Here is a 19,218-nt window from a genome sequence, read left to right on the forward strand (position 1 = left end):
TGTCTTGGGATAAACTCTGCCAATGCCGCAGGAGACGACATCGATCGGCGCGTTTCTCGCCCGTTACCATCCCTTCGACCTGCTGCCGGCCGAGGCCCTGCTCGGGCTGGAAGCCAGCGGCACGACGATCTCGGTCGCAGCCGGCGACGCCGTCTACGAGATCGGCGACAAGGTTGACTGCCTTTTCGTGATCCTTGCCGGCGAGGTCGATCTCCTTTCCCCCGAAGGCCAGATCATTTCCCACTTCCGCCAGGGCGAAAGCTTTGCCGCGCGAACCCTTTTTCGCGGCGGCATCGCCGCACAAAAGGCCGTCGCCTGCGGCGACATGCGGGCCCTGTGCATTCCAAAGGCCGAGTTCGATGCGCTGCTGGCGGCGCATCCCGGATTCAGCACCTTCTTCGACCGGCTGCGCCCGGCGCAGGAGCGCCCTCCCATCGCATCGATGGATACGGTCAATGCGCTCATTTCCTCGCCGCTGAGCGATATCATGACCACCGATCCGGTGATGGTTTCGCCATCGGCAACTGCGCGCGAGGCCGCCGCCATCATGGGCGAGAAGCATATTTCCTGCCTGCTCGTCGGCGAAGGCGGCATGCTGCAGGGCATCCTGACCACCGGCGACCTGACCGGACGTCTTTTGGCGAAGGGCCTCGGCGGCAACCGTCCGGTATCCGAGATCATGACGCCCGCGCCCTTTTCGCTTGGGCCCAAGGCGCTGGTGCTCGATGCCATGATGGAGATGAGCGGACGCTCCATTGGCCATTTGCCGATCACCGAGGACGGCAAGGCGGTCGGCATCCTGACCAAGACCAACCTGATCCGCCGCCAGTCGGTTTCCGCCCTTTTCATGATCTCCGACATCGGCCGGCTGTCGAAGCTGGACGATCTGGCGACCGTCGTCGGCCGCCTGCCGCAGCTGCTGGCGCAACTGGTGGGGTCGGGCATCGAGGCCTACAAGATCGGCCATCTCATAACGAGCATCGCCGACGCGCTGACACGCCGCCTGCTGACGCTTGCCGAACAGGAACTGGGGGCGGCACCCATCCCCTGGCTGTGGCTGGCCTGCGGCTCGCAGGGCCGGCGGGAGCAGACCGGCGTTTCGGACCAGGACAACTGCCTGATCCTGCACGACGATTACCGCGAAGACGCGCATGGCGCCTATTTCAGGGATATGGCCCGTTTCGTTTCTGACGGCCTGAACGCCTGCGGCTACGTCTATTGCCCCGGCGACATGATGGCGACCAACGACAAGTGGCGCCAGCCGGCCAGGGTCTGGCGCGGTTACTACCAGGGCTGGATCGCGAAGCCCGACCCGATGGCGCAAATGCTGTCTTCGGTCATGTTCGACCTGCGCCCGATCGCCGGCGACGAAAGCCTGTATGAGGGGATGCATCGCGAGACGCTGGAAACGGCACGGGCGAACTCGATCTTCCGCGCGCATTTGATCGCGAATTCGCTGAAGCACACGCCGCCGCTCGGCCTGTTCCGCGGCTTCGCCCTGATCCGCTCGGGCGAGCACAAGGATACGCTCGACCTGAAACACTCGGGGATCGTACCAATTGTCGACCTGGCGCGGGTCTATGCGCTCGACGCGGCGATCGAGCCGGTCAATACGCGCGAGCGGCTGTTTCTCGCCCGCGACGCGGGAAGCGTCAGCCGGTCCGGCGCCGACGACCTGATCGACGCCTACGACCTCATCGCCAATATCCGCCTGGAGCATCAGGCACGCCAGGTGCGCGACGGACGAAAGGTCGATAACTTCATGGCGCCGAGCACGCTTTCGGCACTGGAACGCAATCATCTCAAGGACGCATTCGGCGTCGTCAAGACCATGCAGTCGGCTCTCAGCGCACGCGGCGCCTGAGGCCGGCACTTACCGGAACTGTCTTCCATAGGATCTGATGCATGCTTCTAGGACTGGTCGGAACACTCGTTCTCGGCATTGCCGTCGTCGGTTGCCTGATGTTCCTCAACAAGCTGACGGGCAAGCGGTTGCCGCGCTGGATATTCCCGGCCGGCGCAGCACTCGGGATGCTTACCTTCCATATCTGGAACGAATATACCTGGTTCGACCGCACGGCGGCGGACCTGCCCGCGCATGTCGCCGTCGCGGAGACCTACACCACCTCGACGGTCATTCAGCCCTGGACGCTCGTCTTCCCGCGCATCAACCGCTACGCGGCCGTCGACCTTTCCACGGTGAAGACCAATGACAAGGCGCCCGGCTACCGGCTGGCGGAAGTCTATCTGGTCACCCGCTTCACACCGACGGCGGCGACGCAGCAGATTTTCGACTGCCCGGGCGGTCGGCGGGCTTTCCTCGGTCGCAGCGACACGTTCGGCGAGGATGGCCTGCCGGAGGGCGCCGCCTGGGAGAGCCTCGACAAGACCGATCCGATGCTCTCGAAGGTCTGCTCGGCGCCAACCAGTGGCTGAGGCGGGCGCCGAAACCGCCCGTCAGGCGATTACAATCGGACATTCGTCGTAATCCGAAGGGCTTCTATCCCCAACCCCGCTCCTTGGCGATAATGGCCCTGGAGGAAACAGCCATGACAAACAAGCGGCTCATAGTCGCGGACGAAGGGGCGGTGCTGGCGCATTGCCTGAAAAGCCTTCTGGCCGATGACGGCTATGAGGTGTCGACCGCCACGACGCCCGACGGCGCGCTTTCGCTGGCCCGCTCCGGAGCAGGCGACGTGCTGCTGGTCGATGCCGGCCTTGCCCGGTCGGGCGGTTATTCGGTCTGTCAGGCCCTGCGCGGCGATCCCAGGACGCGTGATCTTCCCGTCGTCTTGATGAGCGCCATTTCCCGTCCCGTGGAGCGGGAGAAAGGCCTGGCGCTTGGCGCGGATGCCACCTTGTGCAAGCCCTTTACGCTCGACGAATTGAGGAAAGTGCTCGGTTCGACCCTCCGGCGCGACAGGGAGCGGACGGACCGCGCCCATGCCTGACAGGACGGAGCGATGGAGCCTCCGTTTCCGCATATTCCTTTTCTTTGCGCTTATTGCCGGGTCGAGTGCAGCAATTCTGTTTGGTGCCACGCTCTGGCTTTCCTTCCATCTTCCACCAGAAAGCACCAGCATGGTGGTGCTGTTCGTCGGGGGCGCGGCCTTCGCCATCGCCGGCCTGACGGCCTGGGTGTGGCTGCGTTTCGACGACCATGTGGCGAAGCCGATCGACGCCTTGTCCCAGGCGATGCGGACGGCCGTCCGGGCCGGCGGAACGCCGGAAGGCGGCCGGACGGCCCTGCCGCAAACCGGCGAATATCTCGGCTACCTGGCGCCGGCCGCCCGGGAAATCACGGATGCTCTCGCCGAAGCCCGGCATGACGTGGAAGCGGCGATCGAAAAGGCCACTGTCGCCGCCGAACGACAGAAGCGGCAGCTTGAGACCGTCGTCCGCGACCTTCAGCAAGGCGTGATCATCTGCCGCCTCGACCACACGATCCTGCTCTACAATCGCGCCGCGCAGGGGTTGCTCGATCATTCGCACGCCCAGTCCGGGAGCCCGGGCCGCGAACTCGGGCTGGGGCGAAAACTCAGCGCCTTCCTCGCCGTACAGGCCCTGCGGCATGCGCTGGAGAGACTGACCAGGCGCTTTGGCGGCGGACGGCACTTTTCCCATCGCGACGGGCTGATGGCGCCCTTCCTCGCCATAACGGTCTCGGGCCACGAAACGCTCAAGGGCCGCATGTCCTTGATGCTGGATGAGGATGACGCCCGTCCGATCGGCTACGTGGTCACCATCGACCGGGTCACCGAAGAGCTGGCGGCGGCGATCTGGCGCGAGCGGCTGCTGCAGGACGTGACCCAGGACATGCGCCGGCACGTCACCAACCTGACGATGGCCGCCGAGGTCGTCCTCAGCATGCACAAGGATGCTGACGGGGATATCGAATGGATCCGCGCCGCTCTCCGCGAGGAGCCGAAGGTAATCGGCGAACGGCTGGACCGGCTGGACCAGGTCGCCAACGACATGCTTTTCGGCGCCTGGCCCGTGGCCCCCGTCTTTTCGCCCACCCTGTTTGAATGCGTCATCCACCGCCGGTCGGAAAATCGCACGATCCAGGTCGAACAGGGCGGCACGCCGCTCTGGCTGATGTGCGACAGCGCAAGCGTCACGGAGCTTCTGGACCGGGTGATGAACCGTGCGGCGGTCTGGGATCAGATCCGCGATTTCTGGCTCGAGGCGACACGCCATGGCGACCGCGCCTATGTCGACCTTGTCTGGCGCGGCAACCTCGTGCCGGTCGGCGTGCTGGAAGACTGGCTGTCGGAACCCCTCGACGAGGCGGTCGGCTCGATGACCGGCCGCGATGTCCTCAGCCACCACAAGACCGATATGTGGTGCGAGGAGCTGACACCGGACAACAGGCCCGGCGTCGTCCGTGTCCGCATGGCGCTCGCCCTTGCCCTCGACCTCGAGGACAGGCCGGAAAAAGCGAATGTCCAGATTCCGCAAAGGCCGGAATTCTACGACTTCGACCTCTTCACCCGCCATCCACCTGGCCGGCTGGAGGACGCGGAACTGAAGGCGTTGAACTTCGTGGTCTTCGACACGGAAACCACCGGCCTCGAACCGTCGCGCGGCGACGAAATGATTTCGGTGGCCGGCGTGCGCATCGTCAACGGCCGAATCCTGCGGGGCGAGCTTTTCTCCACCCTGGTCAATCCGGGGCGCCGCATCCCACCGGCCTCGATCAAGATCCACGGCATCACCGACGAAATGGTCGCCGGTGCCGGCAACATCACCTCCGTCCTGCCGCGCTTCCACGACTTCGTCGGCGACAGCATCCTCGTCGCCCACAACGCGGCCTTCGACATGGCTTTCCTGGAGAAGCGACAACGGGAAGCAGGCGTCGTCTTCGACCAGCCGGTGCTCGACACGGTGCTGCTTGCCGCCCATGTCTTCGGCCGCTCCGAAAGCCTGACGCTCGACGCGCTGGCCGAGCGGTTCGGCATCACCATACCGCCGGAAGAGCGTCATACCGCGCTCGGTGACGCGATCGCCACCGCCGAAGTCCTGCTTCGCCTCTTCGACCTGCTCGAGGCCGTGGATGTCATGACGCTGGGAGATGCAACTCGCGTGTCCGACATGCAGGCAGCCATTCGCCGGAAGCAGGGCGCCTATTGAAGATCAAGCGCTTGTTCCTTTCCCTTCCCGCGCTTTCTGGTGCAAGACTATGTCACCTTGTGTTCATATGAACGTCGCGCGATGTTCATGTGAACGGCATATGATCGCCGCGTGGGAGACCGGGAGGGGATGCTGAACGGTATGGAGATTTCTGCAAGGCAGGCCGAGATCGCGGAAATCGTTCAGGCAAACGGCTTTCTGTCGGTGGATGAACTCGCCGCGCGTTTCGGCGTCACGACCCAGACGATCCGCCGTGATGTCAACCGTCTGTGCGAGGTCGGCATCCTGCGTCGCACCCATGGCGGGGTGGAGCCGCCGCCGGTGCCGGACAACATCGAATACAGGACCCGCCAGATCCTCAATGCCCAGGCGAAGCGCCGGATCGCTTCGAGCGTCGCGGAAGAGGTCCCCTTCGGCGCCTCCCTTGCCTTCAGCATCGGCACGACGCCGGAAATCGTCATGCAGGCGCTGCTGAAACACGAAGGCCTGCGCATCTATACCAACAACCTGAACGTGGCCATGGCCGCCTCCAGCAACACGGGCTTCGACGTGACGATCGTCGGCGGCCGTATCCGGCCCGGCGACCGCGACATCCTCGGCCCCGCGACGCAAGCCTTCTTTGGCGGCTACAAGTTCGACATCGGCATTTTCGGCGTAGCCGGCGTCGACGAGGACGGAACCCTCCTCGACTTTCACGAGGAGGAGGTGCTGTCGCGCCAGGCCATACTGGAAAACAGCCGCCGCTCGTTCCTCGTTCTCGATCACTCGAAGTTCGGACGCACGGCCCATGTCCGCGGCGGCCATATCGGCGATGTCAGCCATGTCTTCTGCGACCGACCGCCACCGCCCGCGATCTCCCGCATGCTCGCGCGCACCGGCGTGCAAACGACGATCTGCGAGTAACCGTTCGCCATCCACTTTGTTGACAAGTGTGTGCCGATCCTTGCGCATTGATGCACCGCTCTTGCGGGCCTTGCCGGTCTGGCAGATTATCCGCCCTCGGTCTTGTTATCCCCGCCTTCAGTCTTGCCGGATGGCCTTCATGACAGCGCGCGAACCCTCGCATCTCTTCTATCAGTCCCGCCTGCGCCGCCCTCTCGTCGACCGCGCCGAGGGCGTCTACATCTGGGATGTCGACGGCAAGCGCTATCTCGACGGCTCCAGCGGCGCGATGGTCGCCAATATCGGCCATTCCAATGCCCGGGTTCTGGAAACGATGCGCCGCCAGATGGAAAAGGCGACCTTCGCCTACCGGCTGCATTTCGAGAACGAGCCGGCCGAAAGGCTTGCCGCTAAGACCGCCTCCCTGATGCCGGAAGGGATCGACAGGGTCTTCTTCGTCTCCGGTGGCTCGGAAGCGGTGGAAAGCGCGATCAAGCTTGCCCGCCAATATGCGGTGGCGACCGGTCAGGACAGTCGCTGGAAGGTGATTTCGCGCATGCCGTCCTACCACGGCTCGACGCTCGGCGCGCTGGCGGTGACCGGCTACGATCCGCTGACCGCGCCCTTTCTGCCGATGATGCGGGAAATGCCGAAGATCGCCGCTCCCCGCGCCTATCTCGACCGCGACAATCTTTCCCCGCACGAGCGCGGACTGAAATATGCTGATCTGCTGCGCGACAAGATTCTGGAGGAAGGCGCCGAAACCGTTCTTGCCTTCATCATGGAACCGGTAGGAGGCGCGTCGACCGGCGCGCTCGTCGCCCCAGACAGCTACTACGGCCGCATCCGGGAGATCTGCGACGAATTCGGCATCCTGCTGATCTATGACGAGGTGATGACCGGCGCCGGCCGCACCGGACGGTTTCTGGCGGCCGAGCATTGGGGGATCACACCCGACCTCATCGCGCTGTCGAAGGGATTTGCCGCCGGCTACGCGCCGCTCGGCGCCATGGTCGCGCATAACCGGCTGGTGGAGCCGGTGCTCGATGCCGGCGGGTTCCAGCACGGCTATACCTATGCCGGCAATCCGCTCGCCTGCGCCGCGGGCCTTGCCGTGCTTGAAGAAATCGAACGCGAGGATCTCTGCGGCAATGCGGAGCGTATGGGATCTGCGCTGAAGGAGCGGCTCGAACTCCTCATGAAGCGTTTTCCCTTCATCGGCGACGTGCGCGGCAAGGGGCTGCTGCTCGCCTTCGAACTCGTCTCCGACCGCGAAACGATGACGCCGCTTCCGGCCGCTCAGAATGCCTATCTGAAGCTGGTGGACGAAGCCTATTCGCGCGGCCTCATTATCTATTCAAGGCGCACGCGCGGCGGGCGCGAAGGCGATCACTTCATGGTCTGTCCGCCATTGATCGTGACGCGCGAACATCTGGACGAGATCGTCGACAAGCTGACCGACAGCCTAGCGGCACTCGCCGCAAGCCTCGGCCTGCCGCAGGAGGGGTATTGATTGCCCAGGTAAGGCGTTGAATTAATTCGCAGGTTTATCGTCTACCGAGTCGTGCCGGTTGTTGCCTGGATTTCCCGAGCTCCGGGACGAGCGACCGGTTCCAGGATCGAATTGATCTACTTCCGCAAGACTTGCGAATCCCCTATTCATGCCACCCACAATCAGTGGGGGCTAAATTGAAAAAAATTCTAGCATCGCTTGCAATAGCATTCGCTCTCGTTGCCTGCCAGGGCGTCCAGCACAATACCGCGAGCGGACGGCCGGAGGTAACGACCAGGAAAAGCGTTGAAGTCGTCAAGAACAGCGCCATCAACGAGCTGATCAATCACGGTTACGCCGTAACTGCGGACACTCCGTATTCGATGACCTTCGAAAAGCCAGTGGAGAATCCGGTGGCTGCGGCCCTTCTGGGGTCCCAGTGGAATTCCGTGCCCAACGCGAGAATTCGCCTCACCTTCGCCAAGGTACCGGCCGGAACGCGCGTCGTTGCGGATCTGGCTTTCGTCACGAATCCGGGAACGGGCTTCGAACGTCTTACCCCGGCAAACAACAATCCGGACTCGGTGAAGATCCAGGAATGGCTTGCAGCGCTCTAGGGCCGATCGGCCGGATTGAAACCCGCGCCGATCAGGAGACGATGGAGCAGCGTCCGGTTGCACGGGGTAGCCATCCGAAGCAGGTGTGCAAAGCCTGACGACGCGGTGCCGTGGTCGACGCGGATAGCGGAAGGGAGGGCAATTGCGTCGCAGCCTGTCCGCCGCTATTCGTCTTGCTCCAACTTCTCGACAATCGTGTCGACAAGCTGACCGACAGCCTTGCGGTACTTGCCGCAAGGCTCGGCCTGCCGCAGGAAAGGTACTGAAGCCATGCGGAAAGTCATTCTTACCTGCGCGGTAACCGGTTCGATCCACACCCCGACCATGAGCCCCTATCTGCCGGTGACGGCGGACGAGATCGCGCGCGAGGCGATCGCGGCGGCCGAGGCGGGGGCAACCGTCCTGCATCTGCACGCCCGCGATCCGAAGACCGGCAAGCCCAGCGCAAGCGTCGAGGATTTCATGGGTTTCCTGCCGCGCATCAAGCAGAACTGCGATGCGGTCATCAACATTTCGACCGGCGGCTCCACGCAGATGACGCTCGACGACCGGCTAGCGCCCGCGCGTGCGGCCCTGCCGGAAATGTGCTCGCTCAACATGGGGTCGATGAATTTCGGCACCTTCCCGCTCGCCAGCCGCTACAGCGACTGGAAGCACGACTGGGAGCGGCAGTATCTGGAAAACACCCGCAACGTCATCTTCAAGAACACCTTCACGGATATCGCGTCCATCGTCACGGAGCTTGGCGCGTCGGGCACGCGCTTCGAGTTCGAATGCTACGACCTCAGCCATATCCGAACGCTGGCCTATTTCCTCAAGGAAGGCCTCGTCAAACCACCGCTTTTCGTTCAGTTCGTGCTCGGCGTGCTGGGAGGCGCGGATGCTTCGGCGGAAACGCTGATGACGATGAAGGCGACCGCCGACCGGTTGCTCGGCGATGCCTACGAGTTCTCGGTGCTCGCCGCCGGTTATCAGCAACTCAGGCTTGGCAGCATGGGCGTGATGCTCGGCGGCCATGTGCGGGTCGGGCTGGAAGACAGTCTCACGGACGGTGCCAGACGGGATCTTGCGCCAGGCAACGGTCATCAGGTCGCCCGCATCCGCCGCATCCTGGAAGAGCTCGACTTCGAAGTCGCCAGCGCATCCGAAGCCCGTGAAGCCCTGGCGCTAAAGGGAGCGGATCGTGTCGCCTTCTGACGAGATCGCGGCGGATCGCGCGGGCGTCGTCAGCTTCCGCATGGCGAATGCGGAGGATGCCACCCTCGTTCACGGTCTATTGAAGGCGCTTGCCGGCCATCTGGAAAGCAGCGATGCGATGTCGGCGACGGTGGAGGACATCCGCACAGGTCTTGCCGCGCCGGCCGCCTTCAGCGCACTGATTGCGGAACGCTCCGGCGACGCGGTCGGCCTCTGCCTCTGGTTCCCGATCTATTCGACATGGCGCGGCAGACGCGGCATGTTCGTGCAGGATATCTATGTCGCAGAGAGCGAGCGCGCGTCCGGTCTCGGCCGTCGCCTCCTTGCCGAAGCCGGAAGGATCGGCGCGCGGGACGGCGCCTCGTTCATCCGCCTTGCCGTAGATGCGAAAAATCGCGCCGCACAGCGCTTTTACGACCGGCTGGGCTTCACCTGGTTCGCCGACGACCAATTCTACGATCTCGACACGCCGGGATTCACGGCCCTGGTCGATGCCGGGATCTGACCGGACAGGAACGATGAAAGTCATCTATCACGACGAACAGGCGCGGCACTATCCCCGCCATTTCCTCTCCTCCGGCGGGCAGCAGCGCAACCCGGAAGTACCCGAACGCATCGAAAGGCTGCTTGCCGGCGCTCGCGCGGCGGGCCTGCAGCAGATCGCCCCGAAGGACTACGGCCTTGGCCCGGCAGCAGCCGTGCATACGCCGGAATATCTTCAGTTCCTGGCCAATATCTACACGCGCTGGCAACGCATTCCCGATGCCTCGGCGGAGGTCGTCCCGAATATCCATCCCGAGAGGAGGGATTTCGCCTATCCGGCATCCGCCGTCGGCCAGGCCGGGTACCACATGGCCGACACCTCCTGCCCGATTTCGGCGGAAACCTGGACTTCGGCGCTATGGAGCGCCAATACCGCCGTGCATGCCGCCGAACTGGTGCTTGCCGGCGAGGCCGCCGCCTATGGCCTGTCGCGCCCGCCCGGGCACCACGCGACGGCCGATCTTGCCGGCGGCTTCTGCTACCTGAACAATTCCGGCATTGCGGCCCAGCATCTGCGGCGCGCCCATGACCGCGTCGCCATCATCGATGTCGACCTGCATCACGGCAACGGCACGCAGAGCATGTTCTATCGTCGCGCCGATATCCTGACCGTGTCGCTGCATGCCGATCCGGTGCGCTTTTACCCCTTCTTCTGGGGCCACGCGAACGAGCGAGGCGAAGGCGAAGGGCTCGGCTACAATTTCAACCTGCCGCTGCCGCGCGGTTCGAAGGACGACGCGTTCCTGTCGGCACTCGACGCGGCGCTCCTGAGGGTGCGCGCCTTCGCACCGACGGCGATCGTCGTCGCGCTCGGCCTGGATGCCTTCGAGGGCGATCCCTTCGGCGGTCTCGGCGTTTCGACGGACGGCTTCGCCCGGATCGGCGAGAAGCTGGGAGATCTGAAGCTGCCAACCGCGATTATTCAGGAAGGCGGTTACCTCTGCGATGCCCTCTCCGACAACCTGACGAGTTTCCTCACAGGCTTCGGCACGACCCACACGATCTGAGGATCTGGCGATGAACGACCTCCGGCAATTCGACGTGGCGATCGTCGGCGCGGGAATTGCCGGCGCCGGGCTGGCGGCAAGCCTTGCCGGCCAATGCAGTGCGGTCCTCCTCGAACAGGAGGAGCGGCCCGCCTACCATTCGAGCGGGCGTTCGGCGGCCATCTTCATCCAGAATTACGGCAATGCGCCGATCCGCGCCCTGTCGCGCGCCTCCGCGCCGCTCTTCCAGGACGCCGATCCGGAGTTCTTTCCCGAGGCGCTGCTGACCCCGCGCGGCATCCTGACCATTGCCGACACGGAAGCGCTGAGTGACTTCGCCAAGCATCTGGCGGATGGCGAGGGCCTGGACGAAGTTTCGGCTGCCGAGGCCGTCAGGCGGGTGCCAATCCTCAAGGCCGGCGCGATTGCGGGCGCGGCTTATGAAGCGGATGCGCAAGATATCGACGTACACGCGCTGCATCAGGGCTTCCTCAAACGCCACCGTCGCTCGGGCGGTCAAGTCCTGTGCCGCGCCGAACTGCTGTCCGCCGAGCGGACAACCGGCCGCTGGCGCATCAGGACGGCAGCCGGCGAGATCGAAGCCGGAGTGCTGGTGAACGCCGCAGGCGGCTGGGCGGATATCGTCGCCGCCCGATCCGGAGCAGCGCCCGTTGGCCTCGTCGCCATGCGCCGTTCCATGGCTGTCCTGCCGGCACCCGATGGCGTCGACTGCAGCCGCTGGCCACTCGTCGCCGATGCCGCGGAGCGCTGGTACATGAAGCCGGAAAGCGGGCGGATGCTGGTTTCGCCCGCCGACGAGGATCTCGTCGAGCCGCATGACGTCTTTGCCGACGACATGGTGCTTGCCGAGGGCCTGTACCGTTTCGAGCAGGCGGTGACGATCCCGATAGACCGGGTGGAAACGTCCTGGGCGGGTCTGCGTACCTTCGCACCCGACCGCACGCCGGTCTGCGGTTACGACCCCTCGGCGGAAGGCTTCTTCTGGCTGGCCGGACAGGGCGGCTACGGCATGCAGACGGCGCCGGCCCTGTCGCGGCTCGCCGCCGACCTGCTGCTTCACAGGCAGCCCGACCTCCCAGGCCTGGATGAAACGCTCGTCTCCGCCCTGAGCCCCGCACGCTTTGCCGGACGGTAGTCCGGCATCCGCAATCCCCAGCTTCACCGGAAAGGAAACATCATGGCCATTCACCGCATCGAACCAGGCCCGCGCATGAGCCAGGCGGTCATTCACGGCAATACGGTCTATCTCGCCGGCCAGGTCGGCACGCCGGGCAAGGGCGTCGCCGAACAGACGACGGAAGTGCTTGCCTCCATCGACCGGCTCCTCAAGGAAGCCGGAACGGACAAGTCCAAACTGCTGCAAGCGACCATCTGGCTTGCGGACATGGCGGACTTTGCCGAGATGAACAAGGTCTGGGATGCCTGGGTCGATCCGGCCAATCCGCCGGCGCGCGCCACGGGCGAGTCGAAGCTCGCTGGTCCCCAATACAAGGTCGAGATCATCATCGTCGCCGCCCGCGACTGACGCTCCGGCCGACTTGCGCGGCGCGCCTCAGCCTGCCACCGAACGCTCAATGACGCGGGTAAGCGCCCGCACGAGCGCTGTGGTTTCGTCATGTCCCATGGCATCGACCAGCCGCGCCTGGTGCTCCCTTGCCGCTGCGATCAAAAGATCCACCGCCGCATCGCCGTCCCGCGTCAGGCAGACCCTGACGCGACGGCGGTCGGTATCGTCGCTCGACCGCTCGACCAGCCCCATTCCCACCAGCTTCTCGATGGTCTTGCTGATCGCCGGCTGGTTGGCGAGGCAGATATCGGCAAGGTCGCCGACCGTCACGCCATCGATCCCCTTCAGCGCGGCCAGAACCCGCCAGTGAGCCACGGTGTAGCCGCACCTGCGAATTTCCTGATGAAACTCGGCGCTGGCAATGCTCGAGGCGCGGGCAAGCAGATAAAGCAGATAGCCGTCGATGAAGCGATCACCCCCCTGCATGCCGTAATTCCCCTATGGTTTATGCTTATAATTATTCCTTTTCATACAATAACGATATTGCTACGCTCCGCCAGACGATTGGCATAAAGTTTTGCGGCCAAATATCTCGGCGATTGAGAGGTGGCATGTTCGCGGACCGGATCGAGGGAAAGTGGCTCGACGCCTTCCAAGCCGTCTTCCGCCTCTGCAAGGTGGCGGCCGGCGAAGAGGTGGCGATCCTTTCCGAAACCCAGTCGCGCGCACTCAATGTCCAGCTGGCGGAGCTCGCCCTGCAGCGGCTCGGCGCAACGGTCTTTCATGTAACCGTACCGAGCCGGCCGCAGCATGCGCCGGTGCCGGTGCGATCTACCGGAGCCTCGGATGCGCTGTCGGGCCACAAGGCCGCGATCGCGGCGCTAAAGGCAAGCAGCCTCGTGGTGGACCTCACTGTCGAAGGCTTGCTGCATGCGGCCGAGTTGCCGGAGGTGATTTCCGGCGACGCCCGCCTGTTGATGATTTCCAATGAACATCCGGATGCCCTGGAGCGCCTCCTTCCCCAGCCCCGCGACGAAACGCGCGTCAAGGCAGCGGTCAGGCAGGCGCGGGCAAGCCAACGAATGACGGTCGTCTCGCCAGCCGGAACCGATCTCACTGTCGCGATGGAAGGCGCGTCAACCGTGGGTGTCTGGGGCTGGTGCGACCGACCGGGCACGGTCGCTCATTGGCCGGCGGGCCTCGTCGTCAGCTTTCCGAAGGCAGGCTCGGTAAATGGCCGCCTGGTGCTCGACGCGGGAGACATCAACCTTACCTTCAAGCGTTACCTGGAACGCCCCGTCACGCTGACGATCGTGGACGACTATGTGACGGCAATCGAGGGCGAAGGGACGGATGCTGAACTGATGCGCCGTTATCTCGCCGCCTGGGGCGACAGGGAAGCCTATGCGGTCAGCCATGTGGGCTTCGGTATGAACGAAGCCGCACGCTACGAAGCCCTTGCCATGTACGGTCAGCGCGATACGAACGGCACCGAACTGCGCGCCTTTGCCGGCAATTTCCTTTTCTCCACCGGCGCCAACGAATTTGCCGGCCGCTACACCAAAGGTCATTTCGACATACCGGTTCGCGGCTGCACGATCGCCCTTGACGGCGAAGCCGTCGTGACCGACGGCACGCTTGCGGAGCATCTGCGGTGAGAGTCCCTTCCTTTGAAAAGCAGGGGGCGGGGCGGGAGACGATCATCCTTCTGCACGGCATTGGCGCCGGGGCGGGTATGTTCACACCGCAGCTTTCGGGTTTGAGCGACACGTTTACGGTGATCGCCTGGAACATGCCCGGCTATGGCGACACGCCGCTCGATGGCCCGATGAGCTTCGAAGGCCTCGCCGAAACGCTGCTTTCCCTCATCGATCATCTCGGCATCGGTAAAGCCAACCTGGTGGGTCACTCGATTGGCGGCATGGTCGCTCAGGAATTCTACGCCCGGCATCCAGAGCGTGTCGCCACGCTCGTGCTTTCGGCAACCACCTCCGCCTTCGGCAGCCGTGACGGCGAATTCCAGAGGAAATTCATCGCCGACCGGCTGGCGCCGCTCGATGCCGGCAAGACGATCCCGGAGCTTGCAGCCGGCTTCGTACCTAAGCTGGTCGGCTCGGCATCCGAACCGACTGCGGTCGCCATCGCGCAAGAGGCGATGAGCCGCCTTTCTCCTGACACCTATCGCGAAGTGATCCGCTGCCTCGCCACTTTCGACCGGCGCGAGGATCTGAAGCGGATCTGCGTTCCCACCCTTGTCATAGCGGGTGAGGAGGACACGAACGGGCCGGCGGCAACCTTGAAGAAAATGGCGGAAAGCATCGAAGGCGCGCGCTTCGCCTGCCTACCCGGTATCGGCCACCTGGCGCCGCTGGAGGCACCGGATGCCTATAACGCATTGCTGCGGGGCTTCTACTCGGACACCATCGGCGGAGATACAGCATGACCGAAGCGGACCTGGACCTGATAGCAACAGACCGGCCGATCTTCGATCCGATGGCCTTCCGCCTTACCGAGCAGGAAGAGGAACTCGGCGCGCGGGCCCGATGCATCGGCATGTCGAAATTCGCGCAGCGCGCGAGCCGCTTCGATGCGGAGGCCTCTTTTCCGACGGAAAATTACCGCGACATGCACGAGGCCGGACTGCTCGGCATCTGCGTGCCCAGAGAAGACGGCGGCGAAGGCGCCTCCTTCCGCGCCTACATGATGACTGCGGCGGAGATCGGCCGCTATTGCGGCGCGACCGCCCTGACCTGGAACATGCACGTCTGCTCTTGCCTCTGGACGGGCGCGCTGACCGACGATCTCGACATGCCGGCCATCGAGCGCGAGGCGCACCGCCGCCGCCGGTCGATGCACTATCGCCGCATTCTCGAGGATGGCGCGATCTATTCGCAGCCTTTTTCGGAGGGAGGAGCCGCGGCGGCCGGCGCAGCCCCCTTTTCGACCAGCGCCACGCGGGTCGACGGAGGCTTCCTCATCAGCGGCAAGAAGATCTTCGCCTCTCTCTCCGGCCATGCCGACTATTACGGCATCCTTTGCGGCGAATTCCGGCCCGGCGAAAGGCCGAGCCGCCGCGACACGCTCTATATCGCCGTACCCGCCAGAGCCGAGGGCGTGACGGTTGTCGGACCGTGGGATCCGCTCGGCATGCGCGGCACCGTCTCGCGCACTCTCATCTTCGAGGATGTCTTCGTTTCCGAGGAAGAGGCGCTGATGCCGCGCGGCGTCTATTACCAGGCCGCCAGCCGCTGGCCGCATATGTTCATGACCCTGTCGCCCACCTATCTCGGCATCGCGCAGGCGGCATACGATTTCACCGTACAGTACCTGCGTGGCGAAGTGCCGGGTCTGCCGCCGGTCAAGCGGCGGATGTATCCGACCAAGCAACTGGGCGTCGCGCAGATGCACCTGATGCTCGAACAGGCCAAGGCGCTGTGGTTCCAGGCGATCACCGAGGCCGGCCCGGATCCTTCGCGCGAGCAGATCATGCGCGCCTGGGCCGCCCACTACACCGTGATGGAGAACTCCAACGAGATCTGCCAGCTCGCAATCCGCACCTGCGGCGGGCAGTCGATGTTGAAATCCCTGCCGCTGGAACGTTTCTACCGCGACAGCCGCTGCGGTTCGCTGATGCTTCCTTGGACGGCGGAGATCTGCCTCGACCGCATAGGGCGGGAAAGTCTCTATCTTCCCGGCGAAACGGACGATTGATACGCTCACCCCATGACTATCGACCGGTGGATTGAGACCCATGCGCGCTTTTCACCCGAAAAGCCGGCGATCCGTTTCCAGGGCTGGACGCTGACCTATGCCGCACTCGATCGCGCAATCGGCCGCACAGCCCATTGGCTATCGATCAAACATGGCATCTCCCGTGGCGACCGCCTCGCCTGGCTCGGCTACAACGCACCCGACATGCTGGTGCTGCTTTTCGCCGCAGCCCGCCTTGGCGCGATAGTCGTGCCCCTGAACTGGCGGCTTGCTCCTCCTGAACTCGCCCATGCCGTCGCCGACAGCGGCGCCAAGCTGCTCGTCCATCAGCCTGCCTTTCGGGAAATGCTGCCTGCAATTGCAGAGGCACTGCGGGAAACCGGCGGGGAAGAACCGAAGACCGTCGAAGTCGATCCGGCAACCGGCGGGTTGAATGACCTGCTAGAAGGGGCGCCGGCCCTCGCGGCCGGAGAAGGACTGGAGAGCGATCCGCTTCTGATCGTCTATACCTCGGGAACAACGGGGCGCCCGAAAGGCGCGGTGCTGACCCAGCGCGCGATCCTCGCCAATGCGCTCAATTCCCGCCACATGCACGCGATGACCGCCGAAGACCTGGTGCTGACGGTACTGCCGATGTTCCATGTCGGCGGGCTCAACATCCAGACCACTCCCGCCCTCTACCTCGGTGCGGCCGTGATCCTGCACGAGCGCTTCCATCCCGGTGAGACGCTTGCCGCAATTGCAGCCGACAAACCCACGCTCACCGTTCTCGTGCCGGCAACCATGGCGGCTATGATCGGCCACGCCGACTGGGAGAAGGCGGATATTTCAAGCCTGAAGGCCGTTGCCACAGGCTCCTCGGACGTTCCGGTCGAGATGATGCGCGCCTTCATTGCGCGCGGCGCGCCGGTTATCCAGATATACGGCTCCACCGAAACCGCGCCAATTGCCATCTACCAGCAGGTAACCGACGCCCCCGACGAGCTTGGTGCCATCGGCCGCCCGGGCCTCCACACGCAGGCGCGCATCGCCCGGCCAGACGGCAGCCCTGCCGCACCCGGCGAGGTCGGCGAGATAGAGCTTCGCGGCGATACGGTGACTGCCGGCTATTGGGGCCGGGATGCCGGCCGCGACGAGAATTTCCGGGGCGGCTGGTTCCGCTCCGGCGATCTTGGCCTCGTCGATCAAAATGGCGTTTACTGGTTCAAGGACCGACTGAAAAATGTCGTCATCTCCGGTGGCGAGAATATCTATCCGGCTGAACTCGAACGGATACTGCGCGAAATCGACTGGATCGGCGAGGCAGCCGTCGTAGGTTGCCCGGACCCACGCTGGGGCGAGGTGCCGGTGGCCGTCGTGGTGACCAAGCCGGGCCATTCGCGCGACGAAAAGGCGGTGCTTTCCGTCTTCGATGGAAGGCTTGCCCGATACAAACATCCCAAGGCTGTTGTTTTTGCCGATGAATTGCCGCGAAATGCACTTGGCAAGATCAGGGTCGATCTGGTGAAAATCATGGCTCGGGCCAGCGACGGCGGCGACAGCGCCACGCCGGAGTGAGCCGGGCAGCCTTGGCAGTACAAAAACCAAAGAGGGGATGAGCATGCGTCGGATTTTCGGGAAAATTGCGTTTGCCACCGCCCTGGGCGCGATGCTTTCGGCACCGGCCGCAGCGGAAACCACCTTGCGCGTCTCCAACTGGCTGCCGCCCTCGCATCCGATCGTCCGCGACATTCTCGAGCCCTGGGGCAGGCAAGTCGAGGAAGCGACCGGCGGCAGCGTCAAAGTGGAAATCATGGCTTCACCGATCGGCAAACCGCCGGCGCAGTTCGACCTGATCAAGAGCGGCGCGGCCGATATCGGCTACGGCGTGCACGGCTATACGCCGGGCCGGTTCAAGCTGACGCCGATCGTCGAGGGCCCCTTCCTCTCCGACAGCGCGGAAGCGCTTTCCGTTGCCTACTGGAAAGTGCAGGACGCAATGCTCTCCAAGGCGAACGAGCATGACGGCGTCAAGCTTCTCACCGTCTTCACCCATGGCCCGGGCGCGATCTACACCACCGCCAAACCGGTAACCTCACTTGCAGATATGGAGGGGTTGAAGATGCGCATCGGCGGCGGTGTCGTCGCCGAAATCGCTAAGCGCCTCGGCATGGTCGGCGTTCAGGCTCCCTCGCCGCAGGTCTATGAGATCCTGTCGAACGGGGTTGCCGACGGCATCCTCTTTCCGGCCGAATCCGTACCTTTCTTCCGCATCGACGAGGTTATCCGCTATGGCACCAACGTGCCGGGTGGCCTCTACAACACCTCCTTTTTCGTCATCATGAACCAGCAGAGCTGGGACAAGCTGACGGATGCGGAGAAGGCGGCAATCGACAAGGTATCCGGCGAAGCGCTGGCCCGTCTCGCCGGCCAGGCCTGGGATGCCGCCGACGAAGCCGGCACCAAGGTGATGGCCGACAAGGGCGTCGCCATTTCGGTGGCCGACGAAGCTCTCACGGCGGCGATTGCCGAGAAGCTCGCCGGCGTCGAGGACGGCTTTCTTGCCGCCGCAAGAGATGCCGGCATAGACGGCGCCGCCGCGATGGACATGCTGAAGGGCGAAATCGCCGCGGCCACGAAATGACGGATTTCGGAAGGTCCGGATCGGGAGAACCCGGTCCGGCCGCCCGCATCGGCGGTCTGTTTCTGGGCGGATTGAGGATCATTGCCGCCCTTCTGCTTCTCGTGATGATGGCCGTGACCTTCGTCGACGTGATCGGCCGCTATGTCTTTTCCTCCCCCCTTCCCGGGGCGTTCGAACTGACGGAAGTGCTGCTCGGCCTGATAATCTTCGTCGGACTCCCACTTGTCACCCTGCGCCAGGAGCACGTGACGGTAGACCTGCTGACAAGCCGCGCGCCGAACGTGCTGCGCCGCCTTCTGCTGCGGCTCGCACAAGCGCTGACGGCGGGCGTGCTGGCCATGCTTGCCTGGCGGCTCGGCATCATTGCGCGGGATCTATCGGCCTATGGCGATGCGACCGTGTTCCTGCGCATCCCGCTCGGCCCCGTTGCCGGCGTCATGGCATTCCTTGCTGCCGCGGGTTCGTTCTGCGCCCTCACCATCCTTCTCCGGCGGCAATAGGACCAG

General features: G+C 64.2%; 19 protein-coding genes. 18 read left to right on the forward strand and 1 reads right to left on the reverse strand.

All coding sequences use genetic code 11. The features are described 5' to 3' along the window. Nucleotides 1–22: 22 nt before the first annotated feature. The 12 genes from H2509_RS08610 to H2509_RS08665 all read left to right on the forward strand — a co-directional run bounded on the left by H2509_RS08610 (nucleotide 23) and on the right by H2509_RS08665 (nucleotide 12,396). Entirely contained in the window at nucleotides 23–1,864 is a 1,842-nt protein-coding gene (locus H2509_RS08610; RefSeq protein ID WP_182164336.1) for a DUF294 nucleotidyltransferase-like domain-containing protein, read from the forward strand. Nucleotides 1,865–1,905: 41 nt separating this feature from the next. Beyond that, the gene (locus tag H2509_RS08615) at nucleotides 1,906–2,436 is read left to right on the forward strand and encodes a hypothetical protein (RefSeq protein ID WP_182164338.1); all 531 of its coding nucleotides are present in this window, start codon (nucleotides 1,906–1,908) and stop codon (nucleotides 2,434–2,436) included. Between the two features lie 113 nt (nucleotides 2,437–2,549). Beyond that, complete coding sequence (locus H2509_RS08620) at nucleotides 2,550–2,951, forward strand: response regulator transcription factor (RefSeq protein WP_182164340.1); 402 nt, start codon at nucleotides 2,550–2,552, stop codon at nucleotides 2,949–2,951. Continuing rightward, nucleotides 2,944–5,133, forward strand: a complete 2,190-nt coding sequence (locus H2509_RS08625; protein ID WP_182164342.1) for a 3'-5' exonuclease — start codon at nucleotides 2,944–2,946, stop codon at nucleotides 5,131–5,133. The genes H2509_RS08620 and H2509_RS08625 overlap by 8 nt, the downstream gene beginning before the upstream one ends. A 129-nt stretch (nucleotides 5,134–5,262) precedes the next feature. Further along, a complete protein-coding gene (locus H2509_RS08630; protein ID WP_182164344.1) occupies nucleotides 5,263–6,036 on the forward strand; it encodes a DeoR/GlpR family DNA-binding transcription regulator in 774 nt (257 codons plus the stop codon). A gap of 139 nt (nucleotides 6,037–6,175) precedes the next feature. Continuing rightward, complete coding sequence (locus tag H2509_RS08635) at nucleotides 6,176–7,528, forward strand: aminotransferase family protein (protein WP_182164346.1); 1,353 nt, start codon at nucleotides 6,176–6,178, stop codon at nucleotides 7,526–7,528. Between the two features lie 176 nt (nucleotides 7,529–7,704). Continuing rightward, nucleotides 7,705–8,124 (forward strand): hypothetical protein, encoded by a 420-nt coding sequence (locus H2509_RS08640; RefSeq protein WP_182164348.1) that lies wholly within the window; start codon nucleotides 7,705–7,707, stop codon nucleotides 8,122–8,124. Between the two features lie 270 nt (nucleotides 8,125–8,394). Then, entirely contained in the window at nucleotides 8,395–9,321 is a 927-nt protein-coding gene (locus H2509_RS08645) for a BKACE family enzyme (protein WP_182164350.1), read from the forward strand. Then, nucleotides 9,308–9,826 (forward strand): GNAT family N-acetyltransferase, encoded by a 519-nt coding sequence (locus tag H2509_RS08650; RefSeq protein WP_182164352.1) that lies wholly within the window; start codon nucleotides 9,308–9,310, stop codon nucleotides 9,824–9,826. The genes H2509_RS08645 and H2509_RS08650 overlap by 14 nt, the downstream gene beginning before the upstream one ends. A gap of 13 nt (nucleotides 9,827–9,839) precedes the next feature. After that, on the forward strand, nucleotides 9,840–10,871 hold the full coding sequence (locus tag H2509_RS08655) for a histone deacetylase family protein (protein WP_182164354.1): 1,032 nt from the start codon (nucleotides 9,840–9,842) through the stop codon (nucleotides 10,869–10,871). Between the two features lie 10 nt (nucleotides 10,872–10,881). Further along, entirely contained in the window at nucleotides 10,882–12,006 is a 1,125-nt protein-coding gene (locus H2509_RS08660; RefSeq protein ID WP_182164356.1) for an NAD(P)/FAD-dependent oxidoreductase, read from the forward strand. Between the two features lie 42 nt (nucleotides 12,007–12,048). Beyond that, on the forward strand, nucleotides 12,049–12,396 hold the full coding sequence (locus tag H2509_RS08665; protein WP_182164358.1) for a RidA family protein: 348 nt from the start codon (nucleotides 12,049–12,051) through the stop codon (nucleotides 12,394–12,396). Nucleotides 12,397–12,423: 27 nt separating this feature from the next. On the opposite strand, the gene H2509_RS08670 is transcribed toward H2509_RS08665, so the two are convergent. Then, nucleotides 12,424–12,864 (reverse strand): MarR family winged helix-turn-helix transcriptional regulator, encoded by a 441-nt coding sequence (locus tag H2509_RS08670; protein WP_182164360.1) that lies wholly within the window; start codon nucleotides 12,862–12,864, stop codon nucleotides 12,424–12,426. Nucleotides 12,865–12,989: 125 nt separating this feature from the next. Here H2509_RS08670 and H2509_RS08675 point away from each other — a divergent pair, with 125 nt between their 5' ends. The 6 genes from H2509_RS08675 to H2509_RS08700 are packed head-to-tail and all read left to right on the forward strand — an operon-like array spanning nucleotide 12,990 to nucleotide 19,212. After that, nucleotides 12,990–14,036, forward strand: a complete 1,047-nt coding sequence (locus H2509_RS08675) for a M29 family metallopeptidase (RefSeq protein ID WP_182164362.1) — start codon at nucleotides 12,990–12,992, stop codon at nucleotides 14,034–14,036. Continuing rightward, nucleotides 14,033–14,821, forward strand: coding sequence for an alpha/beta fold hydrolase (locus H2509_RS08680; protein WP_182164364.1), 789 nt, complete (start codon nucleotides 14,033–14,035; stop codon nucleotides 14,819–14,821). The genes H2509_RS08675 and H2509_RS08680 overlap by 4 nt, the downstream gene beginning before the upstream one ends. Then, complete coding sequence (locus tag H2509_RS08685) at nucleotides 14,818–16,089, forward strand: acyl-CoA dehydrogenase family protein (protein WP_182164366.1); 1,272 nt, start codon at nucleotides 14,818–14,820, stop codon at nucleotides 16,087–16,089. Before H2509_RS08680 ends, H2509_RS08685 begins: the two co-directional genes overlap by 4 nt. A 12-nt stretch (nucleotides 16,090–16,101) precedes the next feature. Beyond that, nucleotides 16,102–17,646: a class I adenylate-forming enzyme family protein gene (locus tag H2509_RS08690; RefSeq protein ID WP_182164368.1), complete on the forward strand. Its 1,545-nt coding sequence runs from the start codon at nucleotides 16,102–16,104 to the stop codon at nucleotides 17,644–17,646. Nucleotides 17,647–17,689: 43 nt separating this feature from the next. Beyond that, nucleotides 17,690–18,712: a TRAP transporter substrate-binding protein gene (locus H2509_RS08695; RefSeq protein ID WP_182164370.1), complete on the forward strand. Its 1,023-nt coding sequence runs from the start codon at nucleotides 17,690–17,692 to the stop codon at nucleotides 18,710–18,712. Continuing rightward, nucleotides 18,709–19,212, forward strand: a complete 504-nt coding sequence (locus tag H2509_RS08700) for a TRAP transporter small permease (RefSeq protein WP_182164372.1) — start codon at nucleotides 18,709–18,711, stop codon at nucleotides 19,210–19,212. Before H2509_RS08695 ends, H2509_RS08700 begins: the two co-directional genes overlap by 4 nt. The last annotated feature ends 6 nt before the right edge of the window (nucleotides 19,213–19,218 follow it).

Source organism: Stappia albiluteola, assembly GCF_014050225.1.
Taxonomy (GTDB): domain Bacteria; phylum Pseudomonadota; class Alphaproteobacteria; order Rhizobiales; family Stappiaceae; genus Hongsoonwoonella; species Hongsoonwoonella albiluteola.

Coding starts and splice junctions, on each gene's coding strand:
- H2509_RS08665 (WP_182164358.1), top strand. CDS start 12,049: ATGGCCATTCACCGCATCGAACCAGGCCCGCGCATGAGCCAGGCGGTC.
- H2509_RS08690 (WP_182164368.1), top strand. CDS start 16,102: ATGACTATCGACCGGTGGATTGAGACCCATGCGCGCTTTTCACCCGAA.
- H2509_RS08630 (WP_182164344.1), top strand. CDS start 5,263: ATGCTGAACGGTATGGAGATTTCTGCAAGGCAGGCCGAGATCGCGGAA.
- H2509_RS08625 (WP_182164342.1), top strand. CDS start 2,944: ATGCCTGACAGGACGGAGCGATGGAGCCTCCGTTTCCGCATATTCCTT.
- H2509_RS08615 (WP_182164338.1), top strand. CDS start 1,906: ATGCTTCTAGGACTGGTCGGAACACTCGTTCTCGGCATTGCCGTCGTC.
- H2509_RS08675 (WP_182164362.1), top strand. CDS start 12,990: ATGTTCGCGGACCGGATCGAGGGAAAGTGGCTCGACGCCTTCCAAGCC.
- H2509_RS08610 (WP_182164336.1), top strand. CDS start 23: ATGCCGCAGGAGACGACATCGATCGGCGCGTTTCTCGCCCGTTACCAT.
- H2509_RS08655 (WP_182164354.1), top strand. CDS start 9,840: ATGAAAGTCATCTATCACGACGAACAGGCGCGGCACTATCCCCGCCAT.
- H2509_RS08645 (WP_182164350.1), top strand. CDS start 8,395: ATGCGGAAAGTCATTCTTACCTGCGCGGTAACCGGTTCGATCCACACC.
- H2509_RS08700 (WP_182164372.1), top strand. CDS start 18,709: ATGACGGATTTCGGAAGGTCCGGATCGGGAGAACCCGGTCCGGCCGCC.
- H2509_RS08685 (WP_182164366.1), top strand. CDS start 14,818: ATGACCGAAGCGGACCTGGACCTGATAGCAACAGACCGGCCGATCTTC.
- H2509_RS08660 (WP_182164356.1), top strand. CDS start 10,882: ATGAACGACCTCCGGCAATTCGACGTGGCGATCGTCGGCGCGGGAATT.
- H2509_RS08670 (WP_182164360.1), bottom strand. CDS start 12,864: ATGCAGGGGGGTGATCGCTTCATCGACGGCTATCTGCTTTATCTGCTT.
- H2509_RS08620 (WP_182164340.1), top strand. CDS start 2,550: ATGACAAACAAGCGGCTCATAGTCGCGGACGAAGGGGCGGTGCTGGCG.
- H2509_RS08695 (WP_182164370.1), top strand. CDS start 17,690: ATGCGTCGGATTTTCGGGAAAATTGCGTTTGCCACCGCCCTGGGCGCG.
- H2509_RS08635 (WP_182164346.1), top strand. CDS start 6,176: ATGACAGCGCGCGAACCCTCGCATCTCTTCTATCAGTCCCGCCTGCGC.